Consider the following 14,664-nt stretch of genomic DNA (forward strand, 5'->3'; position numbering starts at 1 on the left):
GATTTCAGCCAAGCGCCTGGGTGACGAGCCCGAAGGTCCGTGCTTCTCCGCGCGGCCCGTGATTATGGCCCCGGACCATCGTGGTCACGGTGTCGTAGACGGTCATGCCGCATTCTTCGAGGAAGCCGCCGAACCTGCCCTGTTCCTGGGCGGTGTCGACGCGCAGGAACTGCCCGTCATGCGCGATCACATGCGGGCGCAGTAGCGCGATCGCCGCCTCGTCGCTCTCGGCGACGATAGGGCCGACGACATGGCCGCGGCCGAAGCGGCGGCAGAGCGCGAAGCCGGCGACCCTGCCGTCGCGCTCGATCACGGTCCCGGTCGCGAGCTTCATCAAGGCGGCGATGACGCGCGAGCGGTCGGCGCCATAAGCGTCGGCGTCTAGCTGGGCGATCGCGTCGCCATCCGCGGCGGTCATGGGCCGGACGGCGAATTCGTCGGGCGCAGCACCAGCCGGCGCCTGGGCGCGCCCCTGGTGCTGGAAGATCCGGCCGATCGGCTGGAAATCGAGCGAGCGGTAGAGCCGGTAGCCGGCCCGCGTCGCGTTCAGCCTTAGGTCGCGCTCACCGGCCTGTTCGAAGATCGTGTCCATCAGCCGCCGGCCGGCGCCCTGCATCTGCAGGCGCGGCGAGGTGATGACCATGCCGATCGTGGCGAAATGCGGCCCGTAGGGCCACCACATCGCCGAAGCGAGTGCCCGGTCGATCGCGTCGCAGGCGACGAAGCCGTGGCCCACCTCCAGCACCAAGCGCCAGTCCTCCGGCCGGTGCGGCCAGCTGACGCCGACGGAAAGCTGGTGCGCCTGGGAGATATCCGCTTCTGTCATCGGCCTGATGGTCAGCTCGTAATCGAGCCGACGCCGAGCCGTCACGTGAGCCACAATTGCAGGCCTCGTTCGTCGAAATGCGAGGCGACTATAGGCAGGCGCCGGGCTGCGGAGAACTGCAAAATTGTCCAAGAACCTGCGCCGCAAGGCGGTATTCTCGACGGTCGGAGCCGGTTCGCCCGGCCGAGGGGCGGCCCGTGCCGCCCTGTCCGGAGCGCTGAGACGGTAACCCCATGAAGCTCGAACCCTACTGGCTCGCGACGTCGCCGAGATTCACCGGTGGCGCCACGGCTCCGATCGCCGGCAAGGTCGATGTCGCCATCGTCGGCGGTGGCTTCACCGGCCTCTCGGCCGCGCTTGCTCTGGCGAAGGCGGGCGCGAGCGTCGCCGTGTTGGAGGCTGGCCGCGTGGTCGGGCAGGCATCCGGCCGCAATGGCGGGCATTGCAACAATGGCCTCGCGCATGATCTCGGCAGCCTTGCCGCGGGCCTCGGCGAGGAGAGGGCGGTCGCGCTCTACCGCGCCTTCGACAGCGCCGTCGATACGGTCGAGGCGCTGGTCGCGCGCGAGGCGATCGACTGCGATTTCATCCGCACCGGCAAGATCAAGCTCGCGGCCAAGCCGGAGCATTTCGCCAAGCTGGAGAAGAGCGCCGCCCTCCTGCGGCGGACGGTCGAGCCCGATCTGGCAGTGGTGTCTCCGTCCGAGATTCGGCGCGAGATCGGCTCGGACGGCTTCTTCGGCGGCCTCGTCTATCCGCGCAGCGCCCATATGCATATGGGCCGCTTCGGCGTCGGCCTCGCCGAGGCAGCGGCACGAAACGGTGCTGCGATCCACGAGAACGCGGCAGTGACCGGTCTGCAGCGGCTGAACGGCGGGGCTCACCGCGTCGTCACCAGCCGCGGCACGCTGGAGGCGGGGCAGGTGCTGCTCGCGACCGGCGCCTCGCGGCAAGGGCCCTTTTCCTGGCTCCGGCGGCGCATCGTGCCCGTCGGCAGCTTCATTATCGCGACCGAGCCGCTCTCGCCCGAACTCACGGCGGCGATCATGCCGACGCGGCGAACGGCGACGACGACCAAGAACATCGGCAACTACTTCCGGTTGACCCCCGACAACCGGCTGATCTTCGGCGGACGGGCGCGCTTTGCCCTGTCGAGCCCGGCCTCGGACGTCAAGAGCGGCGCGATCCTGCGGGCGCGCATGCTGGAACTATTCCCGGAGCTTGCCGCCACGCGCATCGACTATTGCTGGGGCGGGCTCGTCGACATGACGGCCGACCGGCTGCCGCGCGCCGGCGAGCGCGACGGCCTCTTCTATGCGCTCGGCTACAGCGGCCATGGCACGCAGATGTCGGTGCATATGGGGCAAACGATGGCGAAGGTGATGGGTGGCGAGACGAAGGCGAATCCCTTCGCCGGGCTCGATTGGCCGGCGGTGCCTGGCCATTTCGGCCCGCCCTGGTTCCTGCCCTTCGTCGGGATGTATTACCGCTACCAGGACTGGCGCCACTGAGGGCGCTCCGGAACGCTACTCCGACGGCCGCCTGACGCGGCCGTCTGCGCTTCCGGTGCTCACGGACGAAAAGTCCGCTCCGCTCCGGTTCTCGACGACCACGCCAGTCGACTCACCGGAGCGCGTTCCACAGCGTCCTCAGACGTGGCCTACGCTACGCCTGCTTCTTCTGCCCGCTCATGGCGAGCAGGACGAGCAGGAAGGAGGCCGCCGTCAGCAGGGTCGAGATCGAGGCGATGGTCGGGTCGATCTCGTCGCGCAGCGCGGTGAACATGCGCTTGGTCAGGGTCTGGTACTGACCGCCGGAGACGAAGAGCGCGATGATCGTCTCGTCGATCGCCGAGATGAAGGCGAAGACGGCGCCGGCGAAGACGCTGGCCTTGATCTGCGGCAAGGTCACGGTGAGGAAGGCGCGGAGGCGATTCATGCCGAGGCTGCGCGCCACCATCTCCTGCGTCTTGTCGAAGCTCTGCAGCCCGGCAACGACCGAGGTGATGACATAGGGCAGGCCGAGCATGACATTGGCCAGCACCAGCCCGGTCAGCGTCTGGATCAGGCCGAGCTTGGCGTAGACGAAGAAGATGCCGATCGCGACGATGATGATCGGCACGATCAGCGGCAGCATCAGCACCATGTGCAGCGAGCGCATCAGCCGGTTCTGGGCATTGCTGATGGCATAGGCGGCGGCGGTGCCGAGCGGCGTCGCTATCAGCACGGTGAGCACGCCGAGCATCAGGCTCATGCGCGTGCCCTGCATCCAGTTGGGATTGCCGAAATATTCGGCGTACCAGCGCAGCGAGAGCGCCGGCGGCGGGAACGTCAGGAAGCGCGTGCTCGAGAACGACATCGGCACGATGATCAGCACCGGCAGCATCAGGTAGATCAGGACGAGCCCGACGACGAGGCCGAAGGCGAGGCGGGACAGCAGCGAGGTCTTCATTTCTGCCCCAGCATCTTGTCGAGCGGGATAATGCGGCCGACCGCGGCGAAGATCGCGAGCACGCAGACAAGCAGCACGACGCCGACGGCGCTCGCTGCCCCCCATTGCGCGTAGAGCTCAACATTGCGGCTCACCACCATCGAGATCATCACGGTGCGTCCGCCGCCGAGCAGCTCGGGTGTGATGTAGAAGCCGAGCGTCAGCACGAAGACGAGGGTGAGTCCGGCGACGACGCCCGGCAGCGACAGCGGCAGAAAGATGCGCAGGAAGCTGTAGAGCGGGCCGCCGCCGAGGCTGGCGCCGGCGAGCATCAGCTCGCGCGGGATCTTCTGCATGGTCGAATAGAGCGGCAGGACCATGAACGGCAGCAGGATGTGTACGGTCGCGATCACTGTGCCGAGCTCGTTATGGACCATCGCCAGCGGCTCGCTGATCAGGCCGAAGCGCTCGAGCAACTGGTTGGCGACGCCGGTGCGCTGCAGCAGCACAAGCCAGGCATAGGCGCGCACCAGAACGCTGGTCCAGAACGGCAACATCACGCAGGCGAGGATCAGCACGTTCCACGGCCGCTTGGCGTGGGCGGCGGCATAGGCGACCGGGTAGCCGAGCAGCAGAGTGAGCAGCGTCACCATCAGCGCGATACGGAAGGTCAGCGCAAAGCTGCGCCAGTAGACTTCTTCGGTGAAGATGCGGCGGTAGTGCTCCAGCGTGAAGCCGTTGTCGTAGATCGACTGGGCTGCGAGCCAGCCGACCGGGATCACCACCAGCGCGACGATCACCAGCACGGCCGGGGCCGCGAGCAGCGTCATCAGCGCCTGCTCGCGGCGCTGATGGGCGAGGGATGGGTCGATCGCGCTCACGAGCCGTGTGCTCCTGCTCTCACGAGGTCGGTGTCATTCCGGGGCGATCCGAAGGATCGAGCGCCGGATCCAGAGCCGATGCGTTGGATCGGGAGAGGGGAGGTGGGCTCCCGATCCGGAACCGGCATCGTTTATGGATTCCGGGCTCACCGCTCTGCGGCGCCCCGGAATGACGGAGGTTGCGTCGTGCTCACTTCTGCATGAACTGCAGCCAGCGCTTCTCGGCGGCTTCGCCGGCCGGCGAGGTCCACCAGGCATAGGACATCAGCGCCTGCACCTTGGCATTCTCCGGCGCGCTCGGCAGTTCCTTGACCCGCGCCTCGGAAATCACCTTGGTGTCGTAGGCCTTCGGATTGGCCGGGCCGTAGTCGATATGCAGCGGCAGGTTGGCCTGGTGCACCGGATCGACCGCCTCGTTCAGGAACTTGATCGCAGTCGGCAGGTTGGGCGCGCCCTTGAGCACGCAGAGCGAGGTGCTCTGCAGGATGCCCTGGTTGTAGGTGTACGCGACCTTGGCGCCTTCCTTCGTCAGCGCGCTGATGCGGCCGTTCCAGGCCATCACCATGTCGACCTCGCCATCGTTGAGCAGCTGGGCCGACTGGGCGCCGGAGGTCCACCACACCGTGATGTTCGGCTTGATCTCCTCGAGCTTCTTGAAGGCGCGGTCGACATCGAGCGGGTAGAGCTTGTCCGCGGCGACGCCGTCGGCCATCAGCGCCGCTTCCAGCGTCGCGAGCGGGTGGTTGCGCAGCGAGCGGCGGCCAGGGAACTTCTTCACGTCCCAGAAATCGGCCCAGCTCTTGGGCGCCGAGGCGGCATCCGGGAATTTCTTCAGATTGTAGCCGAGCACGCTCGAATAGAACTCGTAGGCGACCGACCAGTCGCTGCGATACTCGGCCGGCATCGCGGCGGCGTTCGGGATCTTGCTGAAGTCGAGCTTCTCGACGATGCCCTGCTCGCCGCCGCGCAGGCAGAAATTGGTGGCGACGTCGACGACGTCCCAGGTCGGCTTACCGGTCGCGACCTGCGAGCGCATGATCGGCCAGGCGTCTGGCACGCTGTCCTGGTTGATGGTGATGCCGAGCTTCTTGGCGCTCGGGTCGAGGATCGCGATGGTCTGCGCCTTCTGATAGGCGCCGCCCTGCGAGACGAACATCATCTGCTCGGCCGCGCTGGCGGAGCCGACCAGCGCGAGGGAGAACCCTGCGACGGCGCAGGTCGTTCGGAAGTTCAAGCTCTTGGCCATGTCCTGTTCCCCTGTTGTTTTGGATCGGAGCTTCGAGGCCTACCGTCCGATCGCATCCAGAAACTGGTACCAGCCGGCGACCAGACGGACCGCCGGTTCTCGAAGCGCGTAGAAGGGCACGGGCCGCATGCGACCGACGTCCAGCAGCCCGACATCGGGGCGTTCGCCGCGCGCGAAGGCGGCGAGGTAGCGGCCCATCAAGCTCGACATGGCGACGCCAGCGCCGTTGTAACCCAGGGCGACCATGACCCGGTCGTCGACACGGCCGACATGCGGCACGGAATCGAGTGTCATCGCGACGAGGCCGGACCAGGAAAAGGCCAGCGGCACGTCGGCGACATCAGGGAAGATGCCGACCATCGCCTTGTGCAGAGCGGCGAAGGCAGCGGCGGAATCGGTCTTGCCGAAGGCACCGCGCCCGCCGAAGACGATCCGGTCGTCGACCATCCGGAACCAGCGCATCATCCGCTTGGTCTCGGTATAGGTCCGGCCCGTCGGCATCACGCTGGCGGCGAGGTTCGGTGAGAGCTTTTCGGTCGCGATGATCGCGCTGCGGAACGGGATCAGCGTGCGCTGGTAGTCCCGCGTGGCGGGTGTGAGATCGGAATAGCTGTTGGTCGCTATGATCGCCTGCTTCGCCCGCACCGTGCCGCGGGGTGTCTCGACCAGGACGCCGTCCGCTTCGCGCCTGAGGCTGAGCGCCGGCGTCTGGCTATGGACGGCGATGCCTTGCGAGGTCACGCCGCGGGCGAGGCCGCGCAGATAGTTGAGCGGGTGGATGCCGCCGGAGCCGGCATTGAGCACGCCGCCGACGAAGCCGGCCGAGCCGGTCTCCTCGCGCACCTGCCCGGCATCGAGCACGGTCATCGTGGTGTCGCCGAGCTCGGCGCGCAGCCACTGCGCCTCCTTCACCGCATAGGCCAGCGTCTCGTGGTTGTGCGCCGCCTTGACCTGGCCGGCACGGGTCAGTCCGGCATCCCGGATGCTGTGGGTGTCGACCAGCTCGGCGACGATATCGGTCGCCTCATGGGCGATGTCGTACATGCGTTTCGCCATGCCTCGGCCATGGCTGGCGGCGATTGCCGGGAAGGACAGGCGGAACTTGGCGGTGATGACGCCGCCATTGCGCCCGCTCGCGCCCCAGCCGGGCTCGTTCGCTTCGAGCACGACAGGTGCAAGGCCGCTGGCAGCGAGGTGATGGGCAGCCGAGAGCCCGGTATAGCCGGCGCCGATGATCACGACATCCGCCTGCGCATCGCCAGCGAGCGGCGGCAACGCGGGCAGCGACGACGCCGTCGCCCGCCAGAGCGAGGGGGCGGCGTCGAGGGCCTGCCAGGATGTCGGCGCGGCCGTCATGCGTGTCAGGCCCGTTCGGCCTCGACTGCGTCGGCAAGCGCCTTCAGCGTCGGGAAGTGATAATCGGGCTTGGTGATCTCAGGCACCGCCGGCGTGCCGCCGAAGCCCTTCTGGCCCTGGCGACGCTCGATCCAGCAGGTGGCATAGCCGAGCGATTTGGCGACGCGGATGTCGTGGTACTGGCTCTGCGCGACGTGGAGGATCTCCTCCTGCTTGTAGCCGAAGGCGGACTGCCGGCCGCGATTATAGGCGAAGTAGAGCGGATCGGGCTTGGGGTGGATCGCCTCGTCGGCGGTGATGCTGTCGTGGAACGGGTTGCCGAGCGTGTGCGAGTAGCAGGTGAAGCTCGGCCGGTCGGCATTGGTCATCGCCACCAGACGGTAGTGCTTGCGCAGCCGTGCCAGCGCCGCTGCCGAATCCGGGAAGGCGGGATGGCGCAGGATGGCGAGCTGGAAGGCGTCGGCCGTGGCATCGTCGTGCGGCAGGCCGAGTTCCTTGGCGAGGTGGATGTAGACCAGCTTCATCACCTCGCTGGAGCGCTCGTAATGCAGCTCGCGACCCTTGAGGTAGGGCGCGAAGATCTCGTCGTCGCTGAGCTTGGCGGCAGCCGGGCCGCCGAGGCGCCGAACCGCGCCGAGGACGCCGGCCTCGAAGTCGATCAGCGTGCCGACGACGTCGAATGTGAGAACCTTGAAATCGCTGAGGGCCATAATCTTGCGTCTCTGCTTCGGGAAGGGGGGGTCAGGCGCCGGCTTTCGGCACGATGATCGTGTCCTGCGGGTGGAGGCTGACGGCGAGGCGTTCGCCGACCGGGGGAATGCGGCGGGCGGCCTCGTAATGGCTGGGCTGGCGCAGGCTGAGCGCCGTGCCGTCGTCGAGGGCGAGGAAGACGCGCAGGCTCTCGCCCTGGAAGACGACATCGGTGACCCGGGCTTCGAGCCGGTTGCGCTCGGGGCTGCCGGAGCCGTCCTCGACCAGCAGCTTCTCGGTCTGGATCGCGAGCACGAGCTCGCCGTTTGGTGCGATCGGGCGGGCGCTCTTCAGCACGGTGCCGGCCAGGGAGACGCTGTCAGAGCCGGCGCGCTGGACCGGCAGCAGCGTCGCCTCGCCGATGAAGCTCGCCACGAAAGCGTTGGCGGGGTGGTCGTGCAGGCGCTCGGGCCTGTCGATCTGGACCAGCTTGCCGTCTTTCAGGATGGCGACGCGGTCGCTCATCGTCAGCGCCTCGCGCTGGTCGTGGGTGACATAGATGATCGTCGCGCCCAGCCGCTTGTGGAGCTGGCGCAATTCGATCTGCATGTTCTCGCGCAGCTGCTTGTCGAGCGCCGAGAGCGGCTCGTCCATCAGGATGAGGCGCGGCTCGAAGATCATGGCGCGGGCGAGCGCGACGCGCTGGCGCTGGCCGCCGGAGAGTTGGCCGATGCCGCGCTCCTCGTAACCGGCGAGGTCGACCATGGCGAGCGCGCCACGAACCTTCTCAGCATAGGTCGATTTCGGCAGGCGCCGGGCCCTCAAGGGGAAGGCGACGTTCTCGCCGACGCTCATATGCGGAAACAGCGCGTAGTTCTGGAAGACGATGCCGATGTCGCGCTTGTGCGGCGGGGTATAGGTGACGTCGCGGCCGCCGAGATGGACCGAGCCGCCGGAGGGCTGGATGAAGCCGCCGAGAATGCCGAGCAGGGTGGTTTTGCCCGAGCCGGACGGGCCGAGCAGCGAGACGAACTCCTGCGGGGCGATGTCGAGCGAGACGTCGTCGAGGGCGCGCACGGAGCCGTAATGCTTGCTCGCTGATCTGATCTCGACGCGTTCGCCGCCTATGCTGGCCATGGCATTCTCCCGTCCGGATACAGCGACATCGCGGCACTGCGCAGGCAAAGACCGTTTTCGGGACGGGCCATAAGGTGGTCTTATGGCGATCCGCACCGGCGCTGGTGCCGTGAGGCGGTGCAAGCCTCTGCCGGGCCGTCACCGCAAGCCGTATTCGATCGGCTCATGAAACGGGATTTCGGCTCTGTGCTGCAATTGCCAAATAATCAGGCAAAGCATAACCTGATGTAATGTCAGAGCTGCGCCGCATGGTCTCGTCGAGCAATGCGCTCTTCGTCTTCGAGGCGGCGGCGCGCAGCGGCAGTTTTACCCGCGCGGCGGAGGAACTGAACGTCACCCAGCCGGCGGTCAGCCGCATGCTGTCGCGCTTCGAGAGCCATCTCGGCCTGCGCCTGTTCGAGCGCGGCGGCAAGGGCGCGGTCCTGACGCCGGAGGGCGAGGTGCTCTATCGCCGCGTCGCCGATGGCTTCCGCAGCATCGAAGCGGGCTTGCGCGAGGTCGAACAGCTGCGCGGCGGCAAGGAGACGGTGACGATCTCGGTCTCCTCCGCGTTCACCACGCATTGGCTGATGCCACGCATGGACCATTTCCAGCGCCGTTTTCCCGCGGTCGACCTGCGCTTCCAGATGATCGCCGGCTCGCTGCGCGGGCCGGTCGACAATGTCGATCTCGGCATGCGCTTCCTCGATGGCGACGAAGCGGTGCCGGCCGAGGCGATGGTGGTGCGCGAGGTGATGCTGCCGATCTGCAGTCCCGGCTACCGACAGGCCGAGCCTGAAGCCGAGGTGACCGGCGAGGGCAACACGATCATCAACCTGACTGATTCCGCGCTCGACTGGGCCGAGCGCTACCCGCCCTTCGCCACCGGCCGTGCGGGGCCGGTCAAGACGCTGAGCTTCTCGGACTACGCCGTGGTGGTGCAGGCGGCGCTGCTCGGCCAGGGCGTCGCCTTCGGCTGGATCACGGTGGTGTCGCATGCGCTGAGATCTGGCGCGTTGGTGCCGGCCAGCGACCGGCTGACGCGCGGCGAGCGCAACTGCGTGCTGCTGACGCCGCGCAATCGCCTGCCGAGCCCTGTCGTCGGCGCGATCCGGGAGTGGATCGGGGCGGAGCTGAAGGCCGAGATCGAGGCGATCGACGCGCTTCATCCCGGCCTCGACCTGAGGCAGGCCTGTTATGGCTGAGGGCGCGCCTCAGCTCGCGATGTCGATCAGCACCGTCTTGTGGCGCAGGTTCTGCTCGACCGCCTGCCGGCCGAGATCCTTGCCGATGCCGGAGCTCTTGTAGCCGCCGGTCGGCAGGATGAAGTCGAGCGTGCGGCTGTAGCGGTTGACCCAGACGGTGCCGGCCTGCAGCCGGCGCACGGCGCGCAGGCCGCGGCCGAGATCGCGCGTGTAGACGCCGGCGGCGAGCCCGTATTCGGGATGATCGGCGAGGGCGAAGCCTTCTTCCTCATCGGCGAAGGTCTGGACGGTGAGGACCGGCCCGAAGACCTCCTCGCGCACCGCGGCGTTGTCGCCGGTCACGTTCGCGATGATCGTCGGCTGGTAGTAGGCGCCGCCGTAGCCAGCCAACAGCCCGCCGCCGAGCAGCACCTCGCCGCCTTGCTCCCGGCTGGCGGTAACGATGCGGTCGATCCGGCGAGCCTGCGCCTCGGACACGATCGGTCCGAAATCGGTTGCAGCCTTCCAGGTATGCCCGGGCGTGATCCGGGGGAGCTTCACCTTCAAGAGGTCGATCAGGGCCTCGGCGACTGGGCGCTGCACGATCACCCGCGAACCGGCGACGCAACCCTGGCCGGAATTCGCCAGGATCGAGCCGGCGATGCAGGTCGCTGCCTTCTCCAGATCGGCATCGGCGAAGACGAGCTGCGGGCTCTTTCCGCCGAGCTCGAGCGTCACCGGCTTGATGCCGCTCTCGGCCGCGGCCTTCATGATCGCGACGCCGGTCCGGGTCGATCCGGTGAACGAGATTTTGCCGATACCCGGATGGCGCGCCAGCGCATCGCCGGTGACGCCAGTGCCCTGGACGATGTTGAAGATGCCGGCCGGCATCCCTGCCTCGATCGCGAGCTGCGCCAGCCGGACGGCGGAAAACGGCGTCAGCTCGGACGGCTTCAGTACGATGGCATTGCCCGCCGCCAGCGCCGGACCGAGCTTCCAGGATGCGGTGCTGAGCGGCACGTTCCAGGGCGCGATGGCGCCGACGACGCCATAGGGCTCGGAGACGATCAGGCCGAGATTGTCGCTGCGCGTCGCCGCGACCTCGCCCCCGAGCTTGTCTGCCCACTCGGCGAAGAAGCGGATGCCGTCGGCGGTGGCTGCTACGTCGCCGGTCACGGCCTGGGAGATAGGGCGTGTCGATCCGACGGCTTCGATCCGGCCGAGCGCTTCGGCACTCGCTTCGATGAGCTCCGCCCAGTGTCTCAGGACGCGGGCCCGCTCGCGCGGCGGACGCGATGCCCAGCCGCTGGCAGCAACCGCTGCATGGGCGCTGCCGACGGCCCGGTCGACCATGGCGGCGTCGGCGATCGGGATCTCGGCATAGTCGACGAGGTCGGACGGACGAGCGACGGGAAGCGTCTCACCGCCGCCGATCGCCTCGCCGCCGATGAAGTGCCCGGCCGTGACCTCGATCATGGCCGGGTCGAAATCACCCGGCATGATCAGAGCCCGACCAGGGCCGGCAGGCCGCCGATGTCCTTGATCTCGTGGGTGCTGTAATAGGGGTTCGACGGCTCATGGCCGCGATTGACGAAGACGCGGCGGGCGATCTTCATGTCGTAGGCCGTCATCTGGTCGTAGCGGAAGCTCGACGAGCAGTGCATCACGTCCTGCGGGCCGCAGCCGAGCATGTCGAACATGTACTCGAAGGCGCGCATATGCGGCTTGTAGGCCTGCGCGTCCTGCGCGGTATAGGCAGCGTGGAAGGGGGCGCCGAGCTTGGCGACCGAATGCGGGATCAGGTCGGTCATCGAGTTCGAGAGGATGACGAGCGGGATCTCCTTGGCGACTTTGGCAAGGCCGGCCGGCACATCCGGATGCGGCCCCCAGCTCGGGATTTCGTCGATGATGGCCTGGGCGTCGGCCGGGTCGTAGGAGATGCGCAGGAGCTTGCAGGTTCGCTCCACCGCATTGCGGACGACGTCCTGATAGGGCTTCCAGGCGCCGAGCACCTCGTCGAGGCGATAGCTCGAGAAGGCGTCGCAGAAGGCGTCCATCTGCTCGGGCGAAAGGCGGCCGGCATAGGCGCGCCGGGCGGCCGGAGCCATTTCGAAATAGATCAGCGTGCCGTAGCAGTCGAAGGTGATGAATTTCGGCCGGAAGCTGCTCATCGTCTCGCTCTCGATCGTTGCGACGGCTCTCTGCCGTTAGGAAGAGGCTAGAGCGCGAGCGCGGGGAGGGAGGCGGAATCCGAACGGCACGACCGAATATTCTGCCGATGAACCGGGCCGTTTCGGCATGGATTGCTGCGTGTGCCGAGGCAGGATGGACAGGCCGGGCCGCCTCGCCGAAGTTCGGCCGAACCAACCTTCAAGCGAATCCCCATGAGCGTCGAAACCGTTCTCGCCGATCTCGTCGGCTTTCCGTCCGTCTGCCGCACCCCGAACGGGGCGATCATCGAGCATGTCCGCGCCTATCTCGCCGGCCATGGCATCGACAGCGTGATCGTGCCGGGGCCGGAGGGCGATCGTTCCAACCTGTTCGCGACGATCGGGCCGAAGGTCGAAGGCGGCGTCATTCTCTCGGCCCATCTCGACGTGGTTCCGGCGGCGCCGGAAGGCTGGATCGGCGACCCTTTCAAGCTGCGGCGCGACGGCGAGCGGCTGATCGGGCGCGGCGCGGTCGACATGAAGGGCTTCGCCGCTTGCGTGCTGGCGAGCGTGCCCGCCCTTGTCGCCAGGAAGCTGGCGCGGCCGGTGCACATCGCCTTGTCCTATGACGAGGAGGTCGGCTGCGTCGGCGTGCGTCATCTGATCGCGCGCCTGCCGGAGCTGTGCCCGCCCGTGCTCGGCTGCATCGTCGGCGAGCCGAGCGGGTTGCGGCCGGTGCTGGCCCATAAGGGCAAGATCGCTCAGCGTGTCACAGTTGACGGCAAAGCCGGGCATTCCTCGCGCACCGATCTCGGAGACAACGCGATCCACTACGCTGCTGGCCTGATCTCGGCGATCCATGAGGAGGCGCTGCGCCATGCGTCACAGGGGCCCTTCGCCGAGGCCTTCGCGCCACCCTATTCAACGATCCAGGTCGGCGTGATCAGGGGCGGCACCGGCATCAACATCGTCCCGGCGCAATGCGTGTTCGAGGTCGAGGCCCGCGCCATTGCCGGGCAGGAGCCCGCCGCGCTGCTCGGCTTCCTGCCCGAGGTTGCCGAGCGGATTGCGCGCGAGGCCGTCGCAACCGGGCACAAGGTCGCGTTCAGCTTCGAGACCATGAGCGACTATCCGCCGCTCGCGCTCGACGAGAGCGATCCGCTGGTCGCCTTCACCGAGGCGGCTTCCGGCCAGCAGCGCCAGGCTGCCGTCAGCTACGGCACCGAGGCCGGCCGTTTCCAGTGCGCCGGCATCGCCGCGATCGTCTGCGGGCCCGGCGATGTCGACCGCGCCCACAAGCCGGAAGAGTACATCACCGATGCCGAGCTCGCCGGAGCGATGGCGATGATCGCGCGGGTCGCTGACCGGCTCTGCTGAGACGTCAGAACTCGCCGATGGCGCCGCGAGAGCCGTCGACGAGGCGCGAATGCCTGAACGGGCTGGAGTCGACGATCGGCGTGTCGCCGGTCGCAAGGTCGGCGGCGAGATGGCCGGCGGCGGGGCCGAGGCCGAAGCCGTGGCCGCTGAAGCCGGCCGCCAGCACGAAGCCGGAGAGGCCGGCGACCGGCGAGATCACTGGCACCGCGTCGGGCGTCGAATCGATATAGGCGCCCCAGCTTTCGCGCACGGCGACGGTCTTCAGGGCCGGGAACATCGCATGAGCGCGCTCAAGCAGGGTTGCCATCGCGCGCCGGCTCGGCGCGGGGTCGAGCACGCGGATCGTCTCGAAGGGCGAGACCTCGTCGAGCTTCCAGCTGCCGAAGGCTTCCGGGCCCTTGAAGAAGGAGGAGCCGATGCCGAGCTCGACCGCCTTCAGCCGCTTGACGAACATCGGCAGGAACTCGCGGGCATAGCGCAGGCCCTGCGGCGTGATCTCGAGCGTGCCCTTGCCGCTGATCGCGACTGTGTAGCTGCCGTCGAGGCGGCGGGTCAGCGCGATCTCCGGGGTATAGAATGCGTCGAGGAAATGAGGCGCAACCTCGGTGCGCAGGCTTGTCGCGCGGATGCTCGCCTGCGGAAAGGCGATGCCGTGACGGCGGCAGAAGGCAGAGGCCCAGGCGCCGCCGGCGAGCACGACTGCATTTGTGCGGATCGTACCCTTCTCGGTGACGACGCCGGTGACCGCGCCATTGGTGATGTCGAGTCCGCGCGCCGCGCAGCCCTGATGCACGCTGGCCCCAAGGCGGCGGGCCCCGTCGGCCATGAGGGGGGCGGCTAGAGCAGGCTCGGCCTTGCCGTCGGTGACGGAGTGCAGCCCGCCGAGCCAGCTACGGCCACTGGCGGCGGTCATGGCCGCGGTCTGCGGCCCCGTGAGCATGGTCGTCTCGACGTTGAAGGCCCTGGCGGTCTCGCGCCAGCGCTCCCATTGCGCCAATTGCGCGGGGTCGTTGGTGGCGTAGACCAGGCCGCAACGACGGAAGCCGCTGTCGCGACCAAGCTCCTCGCTCAGTCTCTCCCAGAGCTCCATGGCGCGGATCGCCAGCGGCAGTTCGCGGGCGTCGCGGTTCTGCTTGCGGCACCAGCCCCAGTTGCGGCTCGACTGCTCGCCGCCGACCACGCCCTTTTCCACCAGCGCCACCGAGCGGCCGCGCCGCGCCAGGTAATAGGCCGCCGCCGCGCCGACGATGCCGCCGCCGATGACGACGACATCCGCGGCGGCGGGCAGCGCCTCGCTGCTGGCGATGCGTTCGATGGTCAGTGGCATGGATGGCTCCGGAGGCGGCCATGCCACCAAGCGGCATGGCCCGGGATGTCCCGTTGCGATGGGACTGGGCGGCTAGGGCAG

Annotated in this window: 13 protein-coding genes; 3 read left to right on the plus strand and 10 right to left on the minus strand. The window is 67.9% G+C overall.

From position 1 onward, the window contains the following. Positions 1–4 precede the first annotated feature (4 nt). On the minus strand, positions 5–871 hold the full coding sequence (locus VGV58_RS02245; RefSeq protein ID WP_326872336.1) for a GNAT family N-acetyltransferase: 867 nt from the start codon (positions 869–871) through the stop codon (positions 5–7). A gap of 188 nt (positions 872–1,059) precedes the next feature. On the opposite strand from VGV58_RS02245, the gene VGV58_RS02250 reads away from it, so the two are divergent. Then, positions 1,060–2,337, plus strand: coding sequence for an NAD(P)/FAD-dependent oxidoreductase (locus VGV58_RS02250; protein ID WP_326872337.1), 1,278 nt, complete (start codon positions 1,060–1,062; stop codon positions 2,335–2,337). Positions 2,338–2,491: 154 nt separating this feature from the next. Here the strand turns inward: VGV58_RS02250 and VGV58_RS02255 are convergent, their stop codons facing one another. The 6 genes from VGV58_RS02255 to VGV58_RS02280 form a co-directional block, all read right to left on the minus strand. Next, the gene (locus tag VGV58_RS02255) at positions 2,492–3,277 is read right to left on the minus strand and encodes an ABC transporter permease (protein ID WP_326872338.1); all 786 of its coding nucleotides are present in this window, start codon (positions 3,275–3,277) and stop codon (positions 2,492–2,494) included. After that, positions 3,274–4,086 (minus strand): ABC transporter permease, encoded by an 813-nt coding sequence (locus VGV58_RS02260; RefSeq protein WP_326872382.1) that lies wholly within the window; start codon positions 4,084–4,086, stop codon positions 3,274–3,276. The genes VGV58_RS02255 and VGV58_RS02260 overlap by 4 nt, the downstream gene beginning before the upstream one ends. A 241-nt stretch (positions 4,087–4,327) precedes the next feature. After that, positions 4,328–5,383, minus strand: a complete 1,056-nt coding sequence (locus VGV58_RS02265; protein ID WP_326872339.1) for an ABC transporter substrate-binding protein — start codon at positions 5,381–5,383, stop codon at positions 4,328–4,330. A gap of 39 nt (positions 5,384–5,422) precedes the next feature. After that, on the minus strand, positions 5,423–6,739 hold the full coding sequence (locus VGV58_RS02270) for an NAD(P)/FAD-dependent oxidoreductase (protein WP_326872340.1): 1,317 nt from the start codon (positions 6,737–6,739) through the stop codon (positions 5,423–5,425). A 5-nt stretch (positions 6,740–6,744) separates the two neighbouring features. Continuing rightward, positions 6,745–7,449 carry an HAD-IA family hydrolase gene (locus tag VGV58_RS02275; protein ID WP_326872341.1) on the minus strand — a complete coding sequence of 235 codons (705 nt, stop codon included), beginning with the start codon at positions 7,447–7,449 and terminating at the stop codon, positions 6,745–6,747. A 31-nt stretch (positions 7,450–7,480) separates the two neighbouring features. Beyond that, a complete protein-coding gene (locus VGV58_RS02280; RefSeq protein WP_326872342.1) occupies positions 7,481–8,566 on the minus strand; it encodes an ABC transporter ATP-binding protein in 1,086 nt (361 codons plus the stop codon). Between the two features lie 230 nt (positions 8,567–8,796). Between VGV58_RS02280 and VGV58_RS02285 the strand changes: the two genes are divergently transcribed. Next, positions 8,797–9,750 carry a LysR family transcriptional regulator gene (locus VGV58_RS02285; protein WP_326872343.1) on the plus strand — a complete coding sequence of 318 codons (954 nt, stop codon included), beginning with the start codon at positions 8,797–8,799 and terminating at the stop codon, positions 9,748–9,750. A gap of 9 nt (positions 9,751–9,759) precedes the next feature. On the opposite strand, the gene VGV58_RS02290 is transcribed toward VGV58_RS02285, so the two are convergent. Next, positions 9,760–11,229 (minus strand): aldehyde dehydrogenase family protein, encoded by a 1,470-nt coding sequence (locus VGV58_RS02290; protein WP_326872344.1) that lies wholly within the window; start codon positions 11,227–11,229, stop codon positions 9,760–9,762. Positions 11,230–11,231: 2 nt separating this feature from the next. Then, complete coding sequence (locus VGV58_RS02295) at positions 11,232–11,900, minus strand: haloacid dehalogenase type II (RefSeq protein ID WP_326872345.1); 669 nt, start codon at positions 11,898–11,900, stop codon at positions 11,232–11,234. Between the two features lie 213 nt (positions 11,901–12,113). Here VGV58_RS02295 and argE point away from each other — a divergent pair, with 213 nt between their 5' ends. Next, the gene (argE, locus tag VGV58_RS02300; RefSeq protein ID WP_326872346.1) at positions 12,114–13,256 is read left to right on the plus strand and encodes an acetylornithine deacetylase; all 1,143 of its coding nucleotides are present in this window, start codon (positions 12,114–12,116) and stop codon (positions 13,254–13,256) included. Positions 13,257–13,260: 4 nt separating this feature from the next. Here the strand turns inward: argE and VGV58_RS02305 are convergent, their stop codons facing one another. Next, positions 13,261–14,583 carry an NAD(P)/FAD-dependent oxidoreductase gene (locus VGV58_RS02305; RefSeq protein ID WP_326872347.1) on the minus strand — a complete coding sequence of 441 codons (1,323 nt, stop codon included), beginning with the start codon at positions 14,581–14,583 and terminating at the stop codon, positions 13,261–13,263. Positions 14,584–14,664: the final 81 nt, after the last annotated feature.

Origin of the sequence: Allobosea sp., from assembly GCF_035944895.1 — a bacterium.
Classification (GTDB): Bacteria; Pseudomonadota; Alphaproteobacteria; order Rhizobiales; family Beijerinckiaceae; genus Allobosea.